This window comes from Paenibacillus jilunlii, from assembly GCF_900102965.1.
GTDB lineage: Bacteria > Bacillota > Bacilli > Paenibacillales > Paenibacillaceae > Paenibacillus_AQ > Paenibacillus_AQ jilunlii.
In genome coordinates, this window is record NZ_FNGM01000003.1 from 365,532 (window position 1) to 383,994 (window position 18,463).

An 18,463-nucleotide genomic window follows, 5' to 3' on the forward strand; every position below is an offset into this window, starting at 1 on the left:
AAGCGTATATGATTGGACCAAGAGAAGTTACAAGAGAAGAAAGAATGAACATCGCTAATGTAATAGCAAAACAATTGTTGGATAAATACGGTGCAGACGTTGAAGCTATTGGTATCTATGGTTCGTTAGCTAGAAAAACAGATGGTCCATTTTCAGATATTGAAATTAAATGTGTATTAAATTCTGTAGAAGACGGTTTTAGCTATGAATGGACATCAGGGGATTGGAAAGCAGAAGTAAACCTTGATAATAAGGAAAATATGGTGGAAGAGGCCACTACCGTAGAAGAAGATTGGCCCCTTACTCATGGACAATTTTTCACTATACTCCCCATTTATGATCCAAAGGGATTTTTTGAAGAGCTAAGACAAAAAGCAGGTTCCGTGGATAACACCATTTTTAAAGAAGCGGTTTGTAAAACATTAGTTGAGGAAATGTACGAATACATTGGTAAATTGAGAAATATAAAAATTCAAGGACCCGAAACATTTTTGCCTGCTTTGGCTATAAAAATTGCAACCGGGGGTGCGATGATTTTAGGTTTACATCATAAACGATATTTTACGACATCAGCTCAAGTATTGCCGGAAGCTTTACAATTCTCAGATCAGCCGAGTGGGTTTGATGAGCTTTGTCAGCTCGTGATGTCGGGCCACCTCTATGACTCTAAAAGGATATTTGATGCATGTGAAGACTTTTGGAATGGTTTAATGGACTGGTCGGAAGAGCATGGTTATATTATTAATTATTCTAACTGTGTACCCTTTTGATTCGTAAATTCCAAATCCGGCTGCAATTTCGTCCGCAGAGCATACAGCATTAGGGCACCAACAAGGAAAGCGACAGCATCCGAAATGACGAGCGACCAGACCACTCCGTGAAAGCCGTTCATTCGATTGGCGATATACAACACAGGAATCAGAGTAATTCCTTGAATAATTGACATGATAAATGCGGCGGTTCCTTGCGCTGTGGCTTGAAAGATCCCCGTAAACAACGTGGTCATTCCCGTAATGAACAAGGATAAGAATGTCACATGCAGTATGTAGCTGCCCATTTCAATTAATTGCGGATCATTCGTAAATAAACCGATTAAGTGGTCGGAAATCAGATAGACGATAACGCCGAACACGGCTGCTAAACCTATAATCATTTTGATCGTGAATTTAATGGTATGCTTCATGCGTAATTTATTCGCTGTAAAAGAGAAAGCAATCAACGGCACGACTCCTTCGCATAAGCCCATTAGAATACACTCAGGAAATTGCAATAAACGTGATGAAATTCCGAACCCCGCTATGGCCTGCTCCCCATATTCAACGAGAAAATGGTTAAAGATGAGCGACATTGCACCCATGAAGATCCCCATAACAAAAGCAGGGACTCCGATCTTAAATACATTGCTCAGGATGTCCCTGGTAAGCTTAAACCATTTTGCAGAGACCGTTAAGAATTGGCTCTTATATTGAATATGGTAAGCATAGAATGCACTTGCAACCATATTAGAAATAACCGTAGCAGACGCAACGCCAACTACACCCCAATGAAAGACGAAGATAACTAGCGCGTCTAGAATAATATTCAAGACAACGCTGAGAATCATGCCGGTCATCGATGTGATTGCTGCACCCTCTGAGCGGACGATATTCTCCAGCGTGAAGAATAATACGACGAATGGTGAACCGATGAGCATAATCGTGACATAATCTTTGGTATATCCAAAGGAGTCGGGCGTTGCCCCGAGACCATGAACGATTGAATCGATCAACGGGAGACCAACGGCTATTATAATAAGACCAAGAATTAAACTGCTGTAAAAGGCAAATGCAGACACTCGCTTTACATCATCAGCTTCTTTCTCTCCCAGCAGACGGGAGATGAAAGCACCGCTACCGACACCAATCAAGTTACCCAGCGCCATAATGATCGCGAATAACGGCAAGGTTAGTGCCAGTGCGGTTAACATGGCAGTATTACCCAGTGTTCCAATAAAAAAGGCATTCAAAATGGAATAGATGACACTCATCGACGTGCCTAGCATCATCGGTATAGCGAAGTGAGCTACGGCTTTTGCGACCGGTGCTTTTTCAAAATAATGGAGGTTTTCTGTATCCATACGGGTCACCGCTTTCTTCTTTTGTATTTCGTAAGCCTGAAAAAAGGCGCAAGAAAATAAGGGCGCTGCTTAACAGCTTGTGGATAAGGCAGCGCCCCTGCTGCTTATTGATATACTCTACTTACTTTTCGTCCGGGTCATTTGAGTTGTCCGGTGTCGAATTTCTCCCGTCGCTAGGCCAGCCGAATCCGTGCATGCCGTAACCCTGACCCTGACCTTCCCCTCTAAACCCAGGGAATCTTCCGCTAAAGCGTTCGTCCCCTATATTTTCCCACATTCTGGTCATTTGTCCGCGCATGGACATTAACCGTTCAAATTCCTCCGGACCCAAACGCTCCTTTGCAGCTTCCATCCAGATCGCCATTACGTCACGCTCTGCGTCCGTTCCAAGTTCTTCCTCCAAAGTCGTAATGATGCGTACCAGGTAATCTCCGAAAGCAGCCTGCTCTTCTGGCGATAGGCGGGAAAATATGTTACTGCTGTCTATTCCGTGTTCCTCTTCCTCTTGACCTTTTTGCGTCAGATAAATTAACATAATGCGTTTATCCGTTTCTGAGGGTTTACGGGTGATGTATTCGGCTTTCTCCAATTTTGCAAGCAATTCATTGAGGGATGATACACGGATGCCCAGCACATAGGATAAATCTTTTGTGCTGATACCGTCTTTCATCCGGAGAAATGCCAGGATCCTGCCTTGCCCGCGTGAAGTGTCGGCCATAGGACCAACAGCGGCGTGGGTTTTTAAGTGCTGCCTTTGCAGCAGCCACTGCAGTTTCGCGAGTTTTTCGTACAATTCAGTATTCATGCTCACCATGAAATCCTCCTCAATTAGGTTTATTGGATTTTCTTATGGTACCTGTTGATCATATTGTGACGGTACCTGTTGATTCGTATTATAACGGTACCTGTTTGATTTGTCAAAAATTTTTTACAGGTGCCGTTAAATTATTATTACCCGTAGGTCGAAGCAATAAAAAAAGCCCTGCATCTCTGCAAGGCATTTTCAACATCAATGTATTCATAACGAATTGATTAGTAATCAACACCGTGATTCAGCGGAACCTTTAGCTGCTGTTCGGCTGCAAAGGCTGTTACTGAAAAACTACTAATTAGAACCGCTGTGAATAGTACTGAAAGAAATGCCTTTTTCATTTTTTAACACTCCTTCTAAAATAGATTTTAACTGCAGCTTATACACCTGTTCGTGATCAGTGCTTACGAACTCCCTAAATGACTCGAAGAGCGCTGTCAGCTTTTTAAAGGCTGTATTGTCCTCAAGTTTCACACTCGATGTCAAAGCTACCAGATTTTTTTCTGCTGCACCACGATAATCACCTTGCTTATATTTATAAAGAGAAAAGAGATACAAGTATTCCGTGTAGTATCTGGCCGATGTACTATTGTCTGGATTGCTTTCGATCTCCTCCAGTTCCTTAGAAAGATCTGCCAAGACCCATTCAATGTACAGATCTTTTTTTATTGCGCATTCAAGTATCGTTATCATTCCAGCGACAAGTTCTCTTCGATGCTGTTTCAAATACTGCACGTATTCGCTAAGAACCGAATGCCTTCCTTCCATCAAGTCTACTGTATACGTATTGCCTGAAGCGAAGATCCTGAAGTCGTCGATTATATACTTCTCATTCTCCTCAACCCCTCTCATCCAGGAAAGGTCTGTGTATTTCTCAATACAGTCCCTTGATAGCTTATATTGTTTCAATTTTTGATAAGCAACCCCCTTGCAGAGTTGTGAGTATCCAATGTAGTAAATCAGAGGTCTGCTATGAGAGGTTTTTTTTCTTGGTTGTTGTAACTGGTAATGATACAGTATGGCAGATTCTTCATAGAGTCTGTCTGCTAGTTTCAGCATATTAGTCCAATCTTCATTGGAAAACGCTAGTTTCAGCATTTTTGCTAAAGAATCAATATCATCAATGTGGCTCCAGTCCCATTCTCTCACCTCAAACCCTCCCTATATTCCATATATACCAGAATATACCTTATCTGTCCGATGGTCAATTACAAAATGATGCATTTTGTTACAATGAATAGAATTCAAGTCTATTGCCTGAGGGTAGCAAACGACCAATAACTTCCATCCCGCCGCCAACTTCGGCTTGGATGTGTTCAAGCTTTTCTTCTGCCGCAGAAAAAATTACCGCTGTCGACGGACCTCCTGAGGCATTCAGTTTTTCTGTGATCCCTGGAACTGCCTGAAAACTGCAGCCGTTCAACTCAGCCAGAAGTCCTGCCTCATACCCGGCCCCCTTAGAGCCGACCGGATGAATCTCATGCACCTCAGGCGAGGCTACAAGTGACTGCAGCTGCCGGATGCTGCATCGTCTACCCTCTTGTTCCAAGACTGCGCTGCCTATCAGCGGTTCCCCCAACATAACCACACAGTCTCCGGCAACCGACCGCATCAGCTTCAGCCGTTCCTCATCGGCTTCCCCGATTACGGTAATCCCTACGCCGGTCTGGCATGATTTGAAATTGTCTTCCGTACTGCCGTTCAAATGAGCCTCCGTGAGTCCGGCTTCGTCCAGCAGCCTTTGTACCCCGCGGATAATTTCGCTCCCTGTGGGGTACTTTTCCACAGCCAGGGTATCCACTACGGTAAGAATGTCCGCACCCACAGACAAAACTTCCATAACCGCAACCCTGGCTGTATAATAGCCGACTATATCCGGCGGAGTCTGCACAGCATCCATTGGCTTGTTCCCGATACTTGCACTGGAGTCACAGCCTATGACCAATAAGCGGCTTCCCGTTCTCCGCACTAACGTTAAATCACGAATTTTTTGTATTACTGGTTTCAATTATTGGAATCCCCCTGACAATATTTCAATATACCCTTCCGTTCCATTTAAGCGGATTCGTTGCCCGTCTTTGATCAGTTTGGTGGCATTTTCCACCCCGACAACTGCTGGCAAGGCGTATTCACGTGCGATAACGGCACCATGGGTCATCAGTCCGCCAACTTCGGTGACTAGACCTTTTATGGATACAAACAATGGTGTCCAGCTGGGGTCAGTAAATGCGGTAACTAATATATCGCCCTCCTCCAGATTAGCATCCTCCATATTTAAAATGACACGCGCCCGTCCCTCAATAACTCCGGAAGAAACAGGCAGACCTACAATAGCTTCAGCCGGTAGATCATCGCGTTTGTACTTACCTGCAATGATTTCACCATCAGACGTGATCACACGCGGGGGAGTTAGTTTGTCATAAAATTTATAATCATTTTTTCGTTTGTTGATGATCTGACCATCAAGTTTGTATGTGCGTATGACTTCGTGAAGTTCTTCAAAAGTAAGATAGTAGATATCTTCTTTTTCATGAATAACGCCTGCTTGTACGAGTTGTTCGGCTTCTTTCAGTATAGCCTGCTTATAAACGAAGTAGCGATTAATATATGCATATTTTGGATATTCCCGATAGCCAATGAGATTTCGGACTAGGTCGATCATTCGTTTTGTTTCTTTGACCTTTTGCTCGCCATCCGGTAATTGCTTCAGTCGCTCTAATAACTCTTGTTCTTTTTTCAAAGCTTCCTGCCGCCCTTGCTCAAATTTCCGCTTTCCGGCATTAGGCTCAAAGTTTTTGATGTTACCCAGAATCATGGGGACCAGGGTAATCGGTTTTTCACTCCAACGGGTTCGGGTAATATCGATTTCTCCGGTGCATCGCATTCCGTATTTGCCCAGATAAGCACAGATCACGTCTTTGGACTCTTGTCCGCCTTCAAACTTAACCAGTTCATCCAAAAAGCGGTCATCTTTTACATGTTGTAAATAATTAATGACTTCCGGATATGGACGTATCACATCTGCGACATCCATTAGAGCCAGACCCATTTCCGAAGTGATATTGTTTGGTACAGATTGAGACAGCGTATCTGCTGCGTTTTTTTCACCCAACCACTCCATCATTTTTTCATTGATCCATGCTGAAGCATTCATAGCCGTCATAATCACACCAAAGCTTTGTGGATCAGATACGCTCTTCCTGTTCCTAAATTCCTGGATATCTTCCAGGATAAAATCAAATAGATCCGCTCCTGATTTCGTTTGGATCTTATGTTTTAACTCTTCGATCGATAATTCACTTCGCTTAATCAAATCAGAAACGATTGCAGGATCGTAATCGTTTAGGGTTTGATAATTCGCAGGCGCCGAATCTTGATTGCTTTTACCGTCCCTCTGTTCTTTCTTATCATCCGGTTTCAGTTTTATAAAATCCCTCCGCTCTATGACGGTCGTCAATGCATCTTTTATGAGCGGATCGTTTTTTCCCAGGACATTTATTAAAGTATCCCTACCGGAAGGTGAAGCCAGCATAAGTGATACATCAACAAACAACCTTCCGCCGGCTTTACGCATGGGCGCAGGAGTTAGTAACAGGTAAAAAGACAAGCCCAGTGGTTTCATGGGATCTGTCATCATTTGTTGGTGACCGACAGACACATAAACGTGATTCTCCTGATCATCCGCTTCTGGGATCGGATATAAAGTAGTAATTGGCCGGCTCTGGACAATATAAAAAGTACCATCGGCCAAACACCATTCGATATCTTGTGGGTAGCCAAAATGAGCTTCGATTTGTCTTCCGGTGCGTGCCAGCTGTAAAATTTGTGGTTCAGTAAGTGTTTGAGCCGTTTGCTGACCGGGATCGAGCTGCCGGGTCTCTGTTCCGCCTTCTTTTAACCCATAGATAGCCAGCTTTTTGGTTGCAATCCTCTTATCGACGATTTTCTCTTCCTGTACCTTATAACAATCGGCAGACACCAAGCCTGAGACCAGTGCTTCTCCAAGTCCAAAACTGGCATCGATCGATAGCAGCTTCCGGTTGGAAGTAATCGGATCAGCGGTAAACAAAATCCCCGAAGCCTGCGGGAAAACCATCCTTTGCACGATAACGGATAAATAAACCTGACTGTGGTCAAAGCCATTTTGCATACGGTAGATAACCGCACGATCCGTAAAAAGTGAAGCCCAGCACTTGCTGATATGCTGCAGGATTGCATCAACGCCGATGATATTCAGATAGGTGTCTTGTTGACCTGCAAAAGAGGCATGCGGTAAATCTTCAGCAGTCGCACTAGAACGAACTGCAAAGCTATGCTCAGCACCAAGCTGGGAGAGATAGTGAGTTACTGCTGTGACAACACCTGAAGGGATTTCTGCTTCCATGATGAGTTCCCGAATCCTTCTGCTGATTTCACGAATTTGATCCCGATCTTCTACTTTTAACAAAGTTAGCTGCTTCAACAAAGTATGATACGTTTCATTTTGTCCGATGGCTTGCTGATACCCCGCTGTTGTAATACAAAAACCTTCTGGCACTTGTATTCCTTCGATTTTGGATAACTTCCCCAAGTTCAATCCTTTACCGCCAACAAGCAATAGCTGCGAATCTTCCACTTCCTGAAAACCGAGAACCAATGCACTCATTCATAATCTCCCCTAACCATTAAATTGAGAAAAAAACTGTTGACAAGGATTTCACCGGCATGTTACACTTAAAATGTAAGATAAGATATTTATGTCTCAACTTACCTCAAAAGTGGCAAATAGATTATATCATCGCGCCTGTGGATATGCAATATGTAAGAACCTGAGTATTTTACTCAGGTTCTTTTTGGGGTGCCGTCAGGGAAATGCGGATTTACAACGCTAAGCCCATTTTCAAGACGTTTCCCCCCGTTTTTAACAACGCTAAGAAAGTTTCAGTGGTCTTACTATTACAGGGGTTAGTCAGGCAGCGTTTTATCGCAAGCTAAAATGGTTGACATATTTTATCATTACTCCAAGTAATACAGCGCTCTTTTGTTATAGTTCTAATAGAAATATAATTGAATTGCGGTCAGGATAATCATATTTAATTGGCAAATCCTCTTTATCAATCTCTTTAAATCCAACCTTGTTATAGAAACCGTGTGACCTAGTGGCTTTAGATGGGGTATCTAAAATTATCTTAGAAAAACCTTGTTTCTTAGCAAAATCAAGCAGAGCTTCATAAAGCTTTTTTCCTGTCCCAAATTCTTTGCCCCGATAGTCTTTATAAACAAAAAATTTCTTTAATACAGCAACCCCTTTGGTTTTCCTTTGCAAACCAATTGAACCTACAACCTCTCCGTTATCATTTAACGCTATCCAAAAATTACCGCCATCATTTATATAATTCGAATGAATGTCTAGAATGTCTGGTTGTTCTTTAACACTAATACCCACTTCATATTCGACATTCTGTACATGCATTATTAATTTAATGACTTCTTCTTTATAACTATCATCGTAAACTGTAATCATTTATTAACTCCTCCAACCGTGTTTGTCAAAAGAATGCAATGCCTTAATTGAAAGGTACGTCCAGAATCGTTTTCACATAATATCCTTCTGTTTTCAATGTTCCTTAAGATTAACCCGAAACTAATTATAAGTAAAATTGAATTTAAAGAAGATATCCATTGATTTTTTTGATACTATTAAAGTGAATTTGCATTGAAAGTTGGTGAAGTGGTGGAAATACGTCATTTTATTACGTTTAAAAAAGTTATTCAATTGGGTAGCTTTACACAAGCAGCAGAACATTTAGGTTACACTCAATCCACGGTGACTTCTCATATTCAAGCACTTGAAGAACATTTGGGTGCACCTCTTTTTGATCGGATGGGTCGAAAGGTAAGATTGACTGATATAGGCAAGAAATTATTGCACTATACTCAAGAAATTCTAGATACTTATGGGAAAATCGAAAGCATTACAAATGATGGTGATGAAATGAGAGGAGAGTTAAGAATTGCTGCTCCTGAATCCTTAACGGTATACCGGCTAGAACCTATATTAAGAGAATATAAAAAGAAGTTCCCTCATGTAAGCATCATTTTAAGTAACGCTACTTGCGGAGATAACAAGAGAGCAATACTTAATGGTAGTGCAGATATTGCATTTCTTATGATGCCAAAGTTTCAGGATTCAGATTTAATCGTACATTCTTTATTGGACGAACCTATTGTCCTTGTTGCAAGTCCTGACAACTCGCTGAATGTTTTAGATGAAAGCTATGAAAATCAAAAGTTAAGCGAGTGTTTGATCACGAATGAGAAAGAATGCAGTTATCGGACCATGTTTGAAGAATACCTTCGAGAAAGAGGAATCGTACTTTCCAACACGATGGAACTTTGGAGTATTGAGGCGATAAAACGTTGCGTAATGAGTGGGCTGGGTATTGCTTGTTTACCATTAATAACTGTAAATAATGAAATCAAGGATGGAAGGTTAAGGGTTATTCCTTGCGAAGGTGATCTTAAACAGATCTCAGCCCAAGTTATTTATCATAAAAACAAGTGGATTTCCCCCGCTCTATCAAAGTTAATCGATATTACATTGAAACATTCAAGAGACTGGTCCATTTCCACTTCTTGACAAGTCCAGCTTACGTGTGTAAGCTGATAAATAGATTACAATTGTAAGCAACCAATGGGAGAGGTGATGAAATGAATCCTGCCGAGAAAATTTCTGATGCTGAGCTGGAAGTTCTCAAAATACTATGGGCCAATCATCCCCCATTGTCAGAACGGCAAATTATTGATGCTCTAAACGATGAAAACAACTGGCATAGAGCCACTATTCAAACTTTGTTACGGCGACTGTGTGACAAGGGTGTTGTAGAGAAGGTTAAGAAAGAAATCTATTATTATTCCGCGCGTGTTACGGAAGCCGAATATGCCAGAGAGCGAACAAGTGATTTATTAAACAAAGTATATGGCGGAAGTGCCAAAAACCTTGTTTCAGCGATGCTGGGCAGCAATATTTTATCTGAAAAGGATATAGAAGATTTAGGGGATTACTGGAGGAAAAGGAGAACTGAAAAATGAATGCTGTGTTGATTATCTTTCTTTCCCTCTCCCTCTCCGGTTCGATCCTTGCGCTTATTCTGTTAGCCATAAAGCCCTTTGTCAAAAAACGGCTTAGCCAGACATGGCAATACTATATTTGGCTGGTCGTGATTTTCCGGTTCCTCCTCCCTTTCACACCAGAGGTTACTTTGATTGGCGGACTTACAGCTCACTTTCAGAATATGCAAGTATTAACAGCTGAAATGGATGAAAAGAAACACGTTGAAGAAAATGGAACCAATATAGCCGGCCAATCTGCTGATCCTTTGCAAGTAACAAAACACGTATTACAGAATACCGGAACGGAAACATCTGCAAAAACTACATATTGGAAAGATATTGTAAATAACCTTTGGGTGATCTGGCTGACCGTAGCGCTTATTCTTTTGGTTCACAAAGTTATGAGCTATCGCAGCTTTACACGATTTGTATGGTCTGGAACTAATAAAGAGGCCGATCAGGCTCTTTTGGACATTTATAAAGAAGAACTGGAAGCGGCAAAGATACGAAGAAACCTCCCCCTTTATATCCATACGCAAATTGCTTCTCCAATGCTGATCGGATTGGTCCGGCCTGCAATAGTTCTTCCTGTTCTGGATATTCGTAATGATGGGCTGCGGCAGATTATCCGGCATGAGCTGACGCATTATAGGCGGTCGGATGCCGTTTATAAATGGTTAATTCAAATAATGGTATGTATTCACTGGTTTAACCCGCTGGTATATAGGATCAGAAAAGAAATTAACCGGTGCTGCGAGTTGTCTTGTGACGAAAACGTCATTCATAATCTGGATTTTGACAGTCGTATTGTATATGGCGATGCGCTTATAGCTTCTCTGAACACACATGGAAAACGCGGGAATTGTGATGTCTCTCTGCCTATGGGGGACAATGCCAATTTAATAAAAGAAAGGCTGGATATGTTGATGAATTACAAGAACAAATCGCGATTATCAGTTTGCGCAGCCTTCCTGTTGTCGATACTGTTTCTTTGTAGTTTTACCTTCATGGGAGCATATGCAAGTTCACCAAATAGTTCTCATCCAGGCTCTAATTTTTTATCTGAAACGCAAAAGGTTAAAAATATAAAATTACATATCGATAATGCTAATGTTATGGTAAAGTTTGCTGAAAATGATCAGTTTCTGTATGACTACGATAAGGCGAAGCATCGCATTACATACAAGATTATTGATTCAAATATGGAGATTAAAGTTGAGAATTTAAAGGCCCCTCACGGAGCATCCGTTCCTGAAGCGCTCGCAGATATGATCATTATTTATATACCTGACAGGTCTTATAATAATGTTACTGTAGACGAAACATATTCGGGTGTGTCTCTGCCGGAATTAAATGCAAAGCTTCACCTGACAAGTAATAATGGCTCTATGAGTATACAGATTCCGGAGGATTTTAATAAAGTAATCGATTTAGCGCACACTAACGGTTCCGGTTTATTGAACATAGACGCCAAAGCCAAAAACTATGCGGTTAATCTAACATCAAAGGATAGTTCTGTCTCCACTTCCCCCGGGTTGCCGGTATTTATTAATGGAAGACCATGGGAGTATAAAAACGGTAATGGTGCCGCCAAAATCAATATTGACTTGAGTAAAAGCTCTTTTACGATTTCAAAGAAAGAAAAATAAAAAACAGGGATGGAGCTGTCTTCCATCCCTAATTCTATGGTCTAAGCGGGGCATTGGCTGCTTGCTCTCGCACATTTGCTTAGTTCAATATTGTCCTTTGATTACAAAAAACGAGCCCCGAATCGTTCCAGCTAGCTTGGACTTCTGTCTGGCAAACTTAAACTTTGTTTCTAGCTCCTTAGGGACCTCCATCCCCTCGGAAAGCTTAAAACCAACAGCACGCTTCTTAGGGTCATCAACCGTATACATAACGTTGACCGCAAGGCCATCCTCATAAAAGACGTAGGCAAATTGGATATTTTCCACTTGAAAACGCGATGTTTCTAAAGGTTTAGCCGAAAACTCAATATCACGTTCTTCTTGTAAAATCCGGTTCACATAAGCCAGGGTCTCCTGGCTTTCACTGGCTGGTACTACCGTAAATTCATGCTTGTATTTGTTCATAAAATAACGGGCTTCATTAGCACGTAAACCGGCAAGCGCTTCTGCTACAGGTGAAGACTCTAAACCAATCGTAGACACATTTTTAAAATCAACGCTATTGGACATTTCCCTCTCTCCTCTTCCCTCTTTATTTCCTTACAACTGGAATCCACATTTCACCAAAAACCAGACCGTTTCGCTGCCCCATCAGAGCCGTTGTGTTCGGTCCCCCGACGTAAGCAAAATTCTTGGCTTCCGGCAAGGCTTGGCCAAAGGCAACGCCTGCAAGCTTATTATTTAATTCATCAGCAGTCTGCGCTTCTCCTTTAACCACCAGATAGTCACCTTTAGGAAATTGGATCACTCGTGCTTCTTCCGGTGCAGCTGCCTCGGTCATGACGCCGGCATAATGCATCATCTTATTGTTCACCGCTTCGTTTACGGCAAAAATGTAGTCATTGACGGCAATGCCTTTCAAATAATCAAGCCTTCCATCCTGGCTGACGGCCTGCCAAAAGTCTGATTTTTCCTTGTTAATACCCGCATAATCTGTGTAATCGCTCTTAAGCTCAGTTCCTAAACCTATAACAGTAAAGCTGTCTTTTTGCTCCAGTGTATACTCTGCCATTTTCCAAAACTCCTCTTTTGGTGGATTAATCAAATGATTTGTCTTCTTCACTTGATAAGTATATGATAGCTTTAAATCATGTCAAAAAATGATACTGTTTAGGAGCTCCGATGAAAAAAGTTGAACGGATTAATACCATCATGCGGTATATCAACAACCGTGCCCATTTTACCATTTCTGAAATCATGCGGGAGTTCAACATCTCCCGTTCAACTGCTATTAGGGATATCCGGGAAATTGAGGCCTTGGGGATGCCGCTTGTCGCTGAAGTTGGAAGGGATGGCGGGTATTCTGTCATGCGCAACTCTGTCCTTCCCGTAGTCCGGTTTACCGATAATGAGGTCAAAGCTCTTTTTATCGCCTTTATGGCGACAAGAAATCAACAGCTCCCCTATCTAAAGAGCCGCCAGTCATTAGCTGAAAAATTACTGGGCCTCATCTCTGAAAACCAGCAGGATGACCTGTTTCATTTAAATCAGATTTTGCTATTTGAAGGGACCAATCCGAGCAATCCCGACCTGCTTGATCTTTCAGACCTCCCTCATCCCATGTTAGAACAACTGATCCAAATCCTTCTTGTGGACAGCTATTTATTGATTACCATCGAAGAAAAGAAGGTGCTGAGGTCTTACCCTATTTATCTCCTGCATCTTTATCGTGAAAAAAGCCTTTGGCTGATTGAAGGCTTTGACTTACAGGGGGAAAAGAAGCAGATTTATCCTGTCGACTATCTCACCAATGTTATACCCTACCCGGCGAAAAAAAGATTAAGCAGGAAAAAGATTTTGGAAAAACTAAGCAAGCAGGAAGAAGTGATCAACCTTATCCTTGAGCTTGGTCCAAATGCGATTGCCCAATTCAAAAAATACCATCCTTTAAATGTTTCAATTTCCTATACGAATCCTTACCAGACCACAGCCATTCTGAAGACTTTTATCAATGTTGATAAGCCCAAGGAAGTGGCCGAAATCACAAATTGGCTGCTGTTCCTGGGCGGGGATGTCAAGGTTAGGGACGTGCCGGAAGAAGTCTTAGAAGGTTTACAAGAGAGAATACGCTTATACTGCCCTTAATAAATGGCCCTTTATAAGCAAAAGAAGCACACCAATGTAGGCGTGCTTCTTGATATTTTTGCTATGATCAACCTTATTCATTCCCCATCGTGCTGATGTCGATCACAAACCGGTACCGGACATCTGAAGCTAATACCCGCTCCCAAGCTTCATCAATCTGATTAGCATGAATAATCTCAATTTCAGGGGCAATATGGTGTTCAGCACAGAAATCAAGCATTTCCTGCGTTTCACGAATCCCGCCAATCATCGATCCGGCAAACGACCGGCGGTGGCCGATAAGTGACATTGCGTTGACCGGCAATGGTTCTGCAGGAGCTCCAACATTGACGAGCGTACCATCCAACGACAGCAATGACAGGTAAGCATTGATATCAATTTTTGCGCTCACTGTATTGATAATGAGGTCAAACGAGCCGGCCAGCTGCTTAAACGTTTCCGGATCACCCGAAGCATAATAATAATCCGCACCGAGCTCCAGGGCTTCTTCTTTTTTCTTCAATGTCTGTGATAGAACAGTAACCTCAGCCCCCATCGCATGAGCAAGCTTCAGAGCCATGTGTCCAAGTCCGCCAAGTCCAACAACGGCTACCTTCTTCCCTGGACCGGCTTCCCAATGGCGGAGCGGCGAGTATGTCGTGATTCCGGCACAGAGCAGCGGAGCTGCAGCATCCAGCTCAATGCCATCTGGAATGCGAACCACAAAATCTTCGGTTACAACGATATGCGTGGAATAACCTCCTTGCGTATATTGGCCATATCTGTCTATGGCTGCATAAGTACCCGTCATTCCATGAAGACAATACTGTTCTTCGCCCTTATGGCAATTAGCACATTCTCCGCAGGAGTCAACCATGCAGCCTACCCCTACACGGTCGCCAACCGCATATTTTGTAACTTCAGAGCCAACCTGAGAGACAATTCCGGCAATCTCGTGTCCTGGAACCAGCGGATATTTTACCGGTCCCCACTCGCCGCGGGCTGTATGAATGTCAGAGTGGCAGATCCCGGCGTACTTAATCTCAATGAGGACATCATGCGGTTGAAGCTCTCTCCGCTCAATGGTGGTCAGCTTGAAAGGACCTTCCGGACTAAATGTAGCACGTGCATTAACAGTAATCATTGTAGCACCTCCTGTAATTATATAAACAACATAATTTGTTTAATCAACTTTCATCTATTATTATAAAGAGGAGAAATCTACGTTCAATGGTTAAAAATTACTGATCTGTTGATATATCAACAGATCCTTTGAAATTGTTGATTATCGGAGGAAATAATGATGGCAAATCTGTACCGGAGAATTCAAAAAAAACAGGTTAACCAGTAAAGGAGCTGGTCCCTCCTATTTTAGAACACGGCTTCTTGCTCACTGTATCGCAGGCTTTCAATGTGAGATTGATAGGGAGAGCAGTATTTACTCCCCCTCTTTACAGTTGGTCAAAGGATTATGCTAGAAATTAATGCCTAAAAAACAAAAAGACGAGCCAGTTGCAGCCCGTCATTGGTACTAAAAGTTTTTCAAATTGATTAATGCCGGTACTCTTTCTCATCACCAGTATTTCCACTGTACCTATGAGCGTGAGGAATTCTACCGTTTATTGTTGTATACCCTTCAAAGTGATGGTAATGCCCGCCACCTGACAAGGGAATTGCTGGTCCTGTAGTTCCCCTAATTAAGTGCGTATGTTGATCGTTAAATGATGTTTCTGCATAATAATTATGAACATGCGGAACACCGCTTGGAGCTGGTTCTGTTACTCCAGCGTAATGGTGGTTATGCCCATCATCAACCGTGGTATACCCTTTAAAGGGATGAACATGAACTGGTCTTCCGTCCCACGAACTAATAAAAAGTCTGTGCGAATGTTCGGAACCGGAATCACCGGAATGCATAACAAAACCGGTTATTGGTATTTCCATCAGTAATCACCTCTCTTTATCAACTGCTACATGCTATGAAGTAGGTGATGTAAATGTTCAATTTTGTCTCGTATGAAAATATCACTAAATTGTGGAATAAGGCTATTCATGTTTGTGCGTTCTATCGCCCAGATACATGCGGATCACAATATCCTGGTCATGATTGCCGAATCCTGCCCCATAAAGCGTTAACCCTCCAATGTTAGCGGAATTTTCATCCACCGTGAAACGAAGCGTCCAGAATTGTTCCTGTAGCCTGATATCCTCAATCGTCACATCGGACATGCGCTCTCCATCCATAAATGTTCCCGAGGCGTCAATGCGGATCGTCTTCAACAATCCGTACTGATTCACATTTCGATGCCACCATTCCGGTGTATATTTGCCGCGCGCTGCTCTTCCGAAGTCTGCCGGGCTAGTCCACGTTCCAAGCCAAACACCGTTAAAGGAGAATTGGATATCCGATGGCCAATGATCTCTCAACCCGGGCGCTTCCGAAGCCAGTTCCATTGAAATTTCGATGGCCTCTGGAGTTTGATCCGGAAGAAGGTAGTTAGGTGTTTTATACTCTACATAGCCCCTGCCGAACCACAAAATGGCAGCATGAACACGCTCGGGATCGAGAAAATAGCGCGGGTCGTCCCAAATTCCGATTTCTTTTTCCCGGGTTCCCAGCCCGCATGTAGGATGAACGTCAAAAGCGGTATAATGACCGACTGAAATCGTCTGCTCTTGTATCCTCGTAGTATGGTTGGCGGAGGGCAGCTCGACCTCGATGTTTTTTTGTTTGAGAAAACACAGTTTATGCGTCCCGCCATTCATACGCACCCTGCGGCACCCGATTAAATCGGCTTGTTCGAGTTTTCGGATGTGCATGGTGACGATGGACGGACTAAGGCCCAGCTTTGCCGCAATATCCTTCACATTAATCTCGCGGTCAGCGATGAACCCCATAATTCTCCACCTGACTTCGCTGGCCAGCGCTTCATATAACGCCAGGAACTTCGGTTCCCCATTCGCTTTTAACATAATTATAATCTCCTGACCATTATTTAGATTGAAATCACATATATATTAATTTAACATAAAACTCCAGACCGGTTCTATTGAATTTCATTTACCAATGGTGTTTAATTTTCTTAGCCCCAAGCCTATTGAATTCTTATTCATATTAATTTAAAGAAGAGGTGGACAATTGAAGTACAATAACCCGGTCATTAAAGGTTTCTACCCCGACCCAAGCGTTTGCAAAGTGGACAACACCTATTATTTGGTCTGCAGTTCCTTTCAGTATTTCCCTGGTGTTCCGATTTTCGAGAGTAAGGACCTCATCAATTGGGTACAAATCGGTCATTGCCTAACCCGGAAAAGCCAGGTTCAGTTAGACACTGTGGACAGCTCAGGAGGTGTCTTTGCGCCTACTCTGCGTTACAACAACGGCCGATTCTACATGACGACTACAAATGACACTACACGCCAGAATTTCTATGTCTGGACTGATGATATTTACGGTGAATGGTCTGAACCCATTCATGTGGATCAAGGGGGAATTGATCCGGATTTATACTTTGAAGACAGCAAAACGTACTTCATGAGCAATGGGACTGATGATTATGGGGTGGGAGGTATTATCCAATGCGAAATCGAAATTGAAACCGGACGCAAGTTGACACCAAGCCGCTCGGTATGGCAGGGATCGGGCGGAAGATATTTGGAAAGCCCGCATTTGTACAAAATCCATGAACGATATTATCTGATGGCAGCTGAAGGAGGAACCGAATATGGACATATGATCACATATGCGCGGGGAGATTTTCCTTCCGGCCAGTTCGAGGCCTATTCGAATAATCCCGTACTAACCAACCGTAATTTGGGCGGTTATGAACTGCAAGGGGTTGGACACGGGGATCTGGTTCAAGACCAGGATGGGAATTGGTGGCTCTTACATCTCGGATTCCGGCAGACCGGGCAGTATCTTACATATCATCACTTGGGACGGGAGGTTTTTCTGGCTCCAGTTACTTTTGGCGATGACGGCTGGTTTACTGCAGGTCATCATGGCACCACTCTTATGAATTTCGAGACAGAACGTATCGCAGACACAGTCATTCAACAAGAGAAAAAAGTCTTCACGTTTGAAAACACCGACTGGAATCTGGACTGGTGTTATCTGCGTCATCCGGTCCCAGAAAATTATCAGTTAGAACCTGATAAAGTTCAGCTCAAAGGAACCGGAGTGACACTGGATGTTCCATCCTCCCCGTCCTTTATCGGGCTTCGCCAAAAAGACTTCAACGGGGTGATTTCATGCCGGATCAGCCTTACTAACGGCGAAGCCGGTATCACTCTCTATATGGACGAAAATCACCATTATGATTTGGCCTTGCGCAGCCATGCTCATGGATACGAGATTATTGAACGGCTAAATATCGGAGATATTAAATCAATTGAAAAAGCTGTAGACCTGAGCCATTGCAACCATGCAACCTTGGTTATAAAGACTACTCCTACTCATTATCACTTCTGTGTTCAAATAGAAGATACCGAGATTTCACTTGGAGCTGCCCAGACAAAATATCTCTCCTCAGAAGTAACAGGAGGGTTCACCGGTGTATTGATCGGGATGTATGCCACTGGTGAAAGTTCTGATTCCAAGGCGGAGTTTACAGATTTCAGGTGTGAATACTATTAATACGTATATCTACATTCCTCTTATACTCTTAATGCAGTTAAGGGATTTAAATATGC

17 protein-coding genes are annotated in these 18,463 nt (G+C 42.8%); 6 read left to right on the top strand and 11 right to left on the bottom strand.

Annotated elements, in window-relative coordinates; genetic code table 11:
• Positions 1–8: 8 nt before the first annotated feature.
• On the top strand, positions 9–770 hold the full coding sequence (locus tag BLQ82_RS08735) for an ANT(4')-I family aminoglycoside nucleotidyltransferase (protein ID WP_062528271.1): 762 nt from the start codon (positions 9–11) through the stop codon (positions 768–770).
• Here the strand turns inward: BLQ82_RS08735 and BLQ82_RS08740 are convergent.
• From BLQ82_RS08740 to BLQ82_RS08765, 6 genes are all read right to left on the bottom strand, one after another.
• Entirely contained in the window at positions 746–2,116 is a 1,371-nt protein-coding gene (locus tag BLQ82_RS08740) for an MATE family efflux transporter (protein ID WP_062528270.1), read from the bottom strand. The genes BLQ82_RS08735 and BLQ82_RS08740 overlap by 25 nt on opposite strands.
• A 121-nt stretch (positions 2,117–2,237) precedes the next feature.
• A complete protein-coding gene (locus BLQ82_RS08745; RefSeq protein WP_062528269.1) occupies positions 2,238–2,930 on the bottom strand; it encodes a MarR family winged helix-turn-helix transcriptional regulator in 693 nt (230 codons plus the stop codon).
• Positions 2,931–3,221: 291 nt separating this feature from the next.
• Complete coding sequence (locus tag BLQ82_RS08750) at positions 3,222–4,076, bottom strand: hypothetical protein (protein ID WP_062528268.1); 855 nt, start codon at positions 4,074–4,076, stop codon at positions 3,222–3,224.
• Between the two features lie 79 nt (positions 4,077–4,155).
• Entirely contained in the window at positions 4,156–4,935 is a 780-nt protein-coding gene (locus BLQ82_RS08755) for an AIR synthase related protein (RefSeq protein WP_143013384.1), read from the bottom strand.
• On the bottom strand, positions 4,936–7,572 hold the full coding sequence (gene ppsA, locus BLQ82_RS08760; RefSeq protein ID WP_062528266.1) for a phosphoenolpyruvate synthase: 2,637 nt from the start codon (positions 7,570–7,572) through the stop codon (positions 4,936–4,938). It lies immediately after the preceding gene.
• A 378-nt stretch (positions 7,573–7,950) separates the two neighbouring features.
• Positions 7,951–8,430 carry a GNAT family N-acetyltransferase gene (locus BLQ82_RS08765; RefSeq protein ID WP_062528265.1) on the bottom strand — a complete coding sequence of 160 codons (480 nt, stop codon included), beginning with the start codon at positions 8,428–8,430 and terminating at the stop codon, positions 7,951–7,953.
• A 192-nt stretch (positions 8,431–8,622) separates the two neighbouring features.
• Between BLQ82_RS08765 and BLQ82_RS08770 the strand changes: the two genes are divergently transcribed.
• From BLQ82_RS08770 to BLQ82_RS08780, 3 genes are all read left to right on the top strand, one after another.
• Positions 8,623–9,546, top strand: coding sequence for a LysR family transcriptional regulator (locus BLQ82_RS08770; protein WP_244280734.1), 924 nt, complete (start codon positions 8,623–8,625; stop codon positions 9,544–9,546).
• A 71-nt stretch (positions 9,547–9,617) separates the two neighbouring features.
• Positions 9,618–9,998: a BlaI/MecI/CopY family transcriptional regulator gene (locus tag BLQ82_RS08775; protein ID WP_062528264.1), complete on the top strand. Its 381-nt coding sequence runs from the start codon at positions 9,618–9,620 to the stop codon at positions 9,996–9,998.
• The gene (locus BLQ82_RS08780; RefSeq protein ID WP_062528263.1) at positions 9,995–11,668 is read left to right on the top strand and encodes a M56 family metallopeptidase; all 1,674 of its coding nucleotides are present in this window, start codon (positions 9,995–9,997) and stop codon (positions 11,666–11,668) included. The genes BLQ82_RS08775 and BLQ82_RS08780 overlap by 4 nt, the downstream gene beginning before the upstream one ends.
• A gap of 84 nt (positions 11,669–11,752) precedes the next feature.
• Here BLQ82_RS08780 and BLQ82_RS08785 read toward each other — a convergent pair whose 3' ends face one another.
• On the bottom strand, positions 11,753–12,217 hold the full coding sequence (locus BLQ82_RS08785) for a hypothetical protein (RefSeq protein ID WP_062528262.1): 465 nt from the start codon (positions 12,215–12,217) through the stop codon (positions 11,753–11,755).
• 22 nt (positions 12,218–12,239) lie between these two features.
• Complete coding sequence (locus tag BLQ82_RS08790) at positions 12,240–12,719, bottom strand: GyrI-like domain-containing protein (RefSeq protein WP_062528261.1); 480 nt, start codon at positions 12,717–12,719, stop codon at positions 12,240–12,242.
• Between the two features lie 110 nt (positions 12,720–12,829).
• Here BLQ82_RS08790 and BLQ82_RS08795 point away from each other — a divergent pair, with 110 nt between their 5' ends.
• Positions 12,830–13,792 (top strand): helix-turn-helix transcriptional regulator, encoded by a 963-nt coding sequence (locus BLQ82_RS08795; RefSeq protein WP_062528260.1) that lies wholly within the window; start codon positions 12,830–12,832, stop codon positions 13,790–13,792.
• A gap of 73 nt (positions 13,793–13,865) precedes the next feature.
• Here BLQ82_RS08795 and BLQ82_RS08800 read toward each other — a convergent pair whose 3' ends face one another.
• The 3 genes from BLQ82_RS08800 to BLQ82_RS08810 all read right to left on the bottom strand — a co-directional run bounded on the left by BLQ82_RS08800 (position 13,866) and on the right by BLQ82_RS08810 (position 16,744).
• Positions 13,866–14,915: an NAD(P)-dependent alcohol dehydrogenase gene (locus tag BLQ82_RS08800; protein ID WP_062528259.1), complete on the bottom strand. Its 1,050-nt coding sequence runs from the start codon at positions 14,913–14,915 to the stop codon at positions 13,866–13,868.
• A 407-nt stretch (positions 14,916–15,322) separates the two neighbouring features.
• Positions 15,323–15,715: a YmaF family protein gene (locus tag BLQ82_RS08805; RefSeq protein WP_074648061.1), complete on the bottom strand. Its 393-nt coding sequence runs from the start codon at positions 15,713–15,715 to the stop codon at positions 15,323–15,325.
• 102 nt (positions 15,716–15,817) lie between these two features.
• Positions 15,818–16,744, bottom strand: a complete 927-nt coding sequence (locus BLQ82_RS08810) for an ArsR/SmtB family transcription factor (RefSeq protein WP_062528258.1) — start codon at positions 16,742–16,744, stop codon at positions 15,818–15,820.
• A gap of 166 nt (positions 16,745–16,910) precedes the next feature.
• Between BLQ82_RS08810 and BLQ82_RS08815 the strand changes: the two genes are divergently transcribed.
• Positions 16,911–18,407, top strand: coding sequence for a glycoside hydrolase family 43 protein (locus tag BLQ82_RS08815; protein ID WP_062528257.1), 1,497 nt, complete (start codon positions 16,911–16,913; stop codon positions 18,405–18,407).
• Positions 18,408–18,463: the final 56 nt, after the last annotated feature.

Excerpts from the sequence above, each read along its gene's own strand:
- BLQ82_RS08790 (WP_062528261.1), bottom strand. The coding sequence starts at position 12,719 with ATGGCAGAGTATACACTGGAGCAAAAAGACAGCTTTACTGTTATAGGT.
- BLQ82_RS08735 (WP_062528271.1), top strand. The coding sequence starts at position 9 with ATGATTGGACCAAGAGAAGTTACAAGAGAAGAAAGAATGAACATCGCT.
- BLQ82_RS08775 (WP_062528264.1), top strand. The coding sequence starts at position 9,618 with ATGAATCCTGCCGAGAAAATTTCTGATGCTGAGCTGGAAGTTCTCAAA.
- BLQ82_RS08810 (WP_062528258.1), bottom strand. The coding sequence starts at position 16,744 with ATGTTAAAAGCGAATGGGGAACCGAAGTTCCTGGCGTTATATGAAGCG.
- BLQ82_RS08745 (WP_062528269.1), bottom strand. The coding sequence starts at position 2,930 with ATGGTGAGCATGAATACTGAATTGTACGAAAAACTCGCGAAACTGCAG.
- BLQ82_RS08740 (WP_062528270.1), bottom strand. The coding sequence starts at position 2,116 with ATGGATACAGAAAACCTCCATTATTTTGAAAAAGCACCGGTCGCAAAA.
- BLQ82_RS08800 (WP_062528259.1), bottom strand. The coding sequence starts at position 14,915 with ATGATTACTGTTAATGCACGTGCTACATTTAGTCCGGAAGGTCCTTTC.
- ppsA (WP_062528266.1), bottom strand. The coding sequence starts at position 7,572 with ATGAGTGCATTGGTTCTCGGTTTTCAGGAAGTGGAAGATTCGCAGCTA.
- BLQ82_RS08780 (WP_062528263.1), top strand. The coding sequence starts at position 9,995 with ATGAATGCTGTGTTGATTATCTTTCTTTCCCTCTCCCTCTCCGGTTCG.
- BLQ82_RS08795 (WP_062528260.1), top strand. The coding sequence starts at position 12,830 with ATGAAAAAAGTTGAACGGATTAATACCATCATGCGGTATATCAACAAC.
- BLQ82_RS08785 (WP_062528262.1), bottom strand. The coding sequence starts at position 12,217 with ATGTCCAATAGCGTTGATTTTAAAAATGTGTCTACGATTGGTTTAGAG.
- BLQ82_RS08805 (WP_074648061.1), bottom strand. The coding sequence starts at position 15,715 with ATGGAAATACCAATAACCGGTTTTGTTATGCATTCCGGTGATTCCGGT.
- BLQ82_RS08765 (WP_062528265.1), bottom strand. The coding sequence starts at position 8,430 with ATGATTACAGTTTACGATGATAGTTATAAAGAAGAAGTCATTAAATTA.